Source organism: Pararhizobium antarcticum (assembly GCF_001885585.1).
Taxonomy (GTDB): Bacteria; Pseudomonadota; Alphaproteobacteria; order Rhizobiales; family Rhizobiaceae; genus Pararhizobium; species Pararhizobium antarcticum.
The window spans coordinates 1-3,123 of sequence record NZ_LSRP01000020.1; the positions used below are offsets into that span (position 1 = coordinate 1).

Annotated in this window: 2 protein-coding genes; both read right to left on the reverse strand. The window is 60.0% G+C overall.

Annotation, left to right across the window (positions count from 1 at the left end; all coding sequences use genetic code 11):
• Nucleotides 1-204: 204 nt before the first annotated feature.
• The gene (locus AX760_RS02825) at nt 205-849 is read right to left on the reverse strand and encodes a plasmid pRiA4b ORF-3 family protein (RefSeq protein WP_071831320.1); all 645 of its coding nucleotides are present in this window, start codon (nt 847-849) and stop codon (nt 205-207) included.
• 94 nt (nt 850-943) lie between these two features.
• The coding region (locus AX760_RS02830) for a helicase-related protein (RefSeq protein WP_342587480.1) at nt 944-3,123 on the reverse strand (2,180 nt) is incomplete at its 5' end.

Consider the following 3,123-nt stretch of genomic DNA (forward strand, 5'->3'; position numbering starts at 1 on the left):
TCAGAGCGAGCGGGGCAAAGCCTTGCGAGAACGACGGGCAGGGGTGAGGAGGGGGCGGTTGAGTGTAACGGCGACGGGTGGACCGTTCTGCGAGAGGTTCCCTTGTCTCTCCCTCATTATTTCTTCCCTCACATTCCTCGAAGAGCGGGCGGCCGCGCGACCGAAGGCGGCGCAAGACGCGTTGCGTGAAACCGGGCGCACTGGCTATTGCGGCTTCACTGGTGCCTTGATCTTGGATATCGGCTTTGGCCTGGGCTGATGCAGCCGGCGTTTGACATTTGCGCGCAGCGCAGAGCGCGTGTCCTTGTCCACGATGGCAAGATCGAACCATTCCGAATCGAAGTGGCCACCACACCATTGCAGAGTTTCCGCGTATTCCGGATCGTCTCTGTCGGAGATGATGTCGAGGAAGCGCTCGTATCCGGATACGCCGCCCACATCCTCCGGCGGCCTGGCTCGCGCACCGTCGATACATGTCGCCAGTTTAGGCGGCGTCTTGAGAGCCAGGAACGTCTCCACAACAACAGAGTGGCGCCAATTGTCCCCGAAATCATAGACGTAGGTGAAGTTGGTTCCTTGCGCAAAGTCGCAAAGCCGAACCTCCTGCATATCGAAGACGCGGGGATCGTCGTCAACTGCATCTTCGGTCAAAAGTTCAACGTCGCCGTAGCGCAATCCACCGATCCGGAACTCGAAAAGATGATAGTTCCACCAGTTAAACGCGCCCTGAAGGACAAGGTGGAGCTGCCCGAGATCCCAGTGAGCCGGCACGACCAATCGACGCCAGACCTGCGGCGCGATCTCGTCCAGGGACACATGAATCTGCACGGCGTTGACGGGCGTGAACATCGGGCAATTGAACCGGATCGATGCAAGCCGGTCAAGAGAAGGCGTGGCCAGCACCGGGAGAACCAGCCCACCCAGATCTCGATGCGGGATAGTCTCAGGCGGCCATCGACGTCTCTGGCGCCAACGCATCTGCTGACATCGACTTTTCCAGGTCGATCAGCGTTTGACGCTTTTCGGCCAGTTCGTCCGAAAACGCAAACGACCCACTTTCGCGCGAGCGATAGGACGCAAGCCGCCTATGCGCATGATCAAGCCGCTGGCGATACTGATGCTGCTCGTCCGCGAACCCACTGATCGCGTGCTCAAGGCGGGAAATGGCACCGAGCGGCGTCACGGTTACCGCCAGATCGACCTCGTAATCCGCGCCGGTGCGCTGGATCAGGGTCTGATAGTGGTAATTGTCACCACGACCGAAGCGCTCGCCCTCGTAAACGAGATCGAAACCGCCGATCGATGCGATCTTGACCTCGCCCTCCTGTTGGAGCTGAACCAGAGTGAGGATCTCCTTCATCAGCGCCCGGCCGGCAGCCTTGCGCTCCGTGTGCGGCTTACCCATCACTGTGACTGCGAAGGCCTCGCCTGCCGTCGGAACGAGGCGATCGATGTCCTGTCCGATTTCAGAGATGCGCCTGGTCGTGGTTTCGATTTCACGCTCGGCATCGCGAAGCTGGCGACGGACTGCAAACAGATCGTCCTCATGGGCGGCGCGCAACCGCTCCAGCCGGGCAATATCGGCTTCGAGCCCCGCCTTCTGCATCAACCGTTCGTCGCCCGACGCAATCGCCTTGGCCATCGCAAACTGGTTGGCCGCGCCCTCGCCAAGATCCTCCAGTCGGCGGATAGAGGTATCGCCGGACAGGGCGGAGGCTATGAAGCGTGCCTTGCGCTCGTTGTTCTGCCACATCGAGGCGTCGAGTGAACCTTGCGTGGCATAGGCGAAGATATCGATGACGTCATGCTGGTTGCCCTGACGCACGATCCTTCCCTCGCGCTGTTCGATCTGTGACGGAAGCCACGGCACGTCGAGATGATGCAGCGCCTTCAGGCGGAGTTGCGCATTGACGCCGGTACCCATGGTCTCCGACGAACCGATCAGGAAGCGGACCTTGCCGGCCCTGACGTCGCCGAACAGGCGCTGCTTAGCCTCGGTCTTCTTAAAATCCTGCATGAAGGCGATTTCCGTCGCCGGCACACCGCGCCGGATCAGTTCGTCACGGATCCAGCGGTAGGCGGAAAAGCCTCTGGTCTTTTCGACATTGATCGTGCCGAGATCGGAGAAGATCATTTGCGCAGCACCGGGAAGATCGAACGGCTTGCCGTCCGGTCGGAGATAGGTGTTCACTTTGGTTTCCTGCCAGATGCGGTGTGCGTTCTCGACCAGCATGTTCAGCTTGTTGTCCGGCTCGTTGTCATTGTCCGGATCGACCAGGCGCAGATCGATCGCTGCATGGCGCCCGTCGGTAATGACCGACAGCAGGATATCGTCGCCGGGCTTGGCCGGCCACTCGCGGGTCTCTATTGCCTTGATGCGGGCATCGAGGATCGTCTGGTAGTTTTTGAACGCTTGCGTGGGTTTTGCCGTCAGGATCTGGCGACGGCCCGTCGAGATATCGGGCACCTTCACATAGCGGCGTAGATCCCCCGGCATAACGACATCGGCAAAGGAGCGGAACATCGCGATCAGTTCAGGCACGTTGACGAAGCTTGCGAAGCGGCTGACCGGCTTGTATTTTCCCGATGGCTGGATCTCCAGTTCGGTCGTCGTGTCGCCGAAGGTCGATGCCCAGGCGTCGAATTCGTGCAGACCGCGTTCGCGCAACGCCTCAAATCCCAGCAAACGCTGAACCGAGAACATCTCGCCGAGTGTGTTGGTGATCGGCGTGCCGGAGGCCAGAACCAGTGCCCGGCCGGGGTTTTTGGTCTCGATAAACCGGGATTTGACATAGAGATCCCAGGCGCGCTGCGAACCGTTTGGATCAATGCCCTTCAACGTTGACATATTGGTCGCGAAGGAGAGTTTTCTGAACTCCTGCGCCTCATCGACGATGATCTGGTCGACGCCGATTTCCGAGATCGTCAGAAGGTCGTCCTTGCGGGTCGCAAGCGCCTGCAGCCGTTCCTGCAACCCCTCTTTCAGCCGCTCGAGCCGCTTGCGCGAGACACGGTCCTCGTCGTCGACCTTGCTCTGCAGATCTTCATAGAGCTGCAATTCGTCGTGGATCATCTGTTGCTCGAAGGCCGAGGGAACGGCGATGAACCGGAACGCCGAATGGG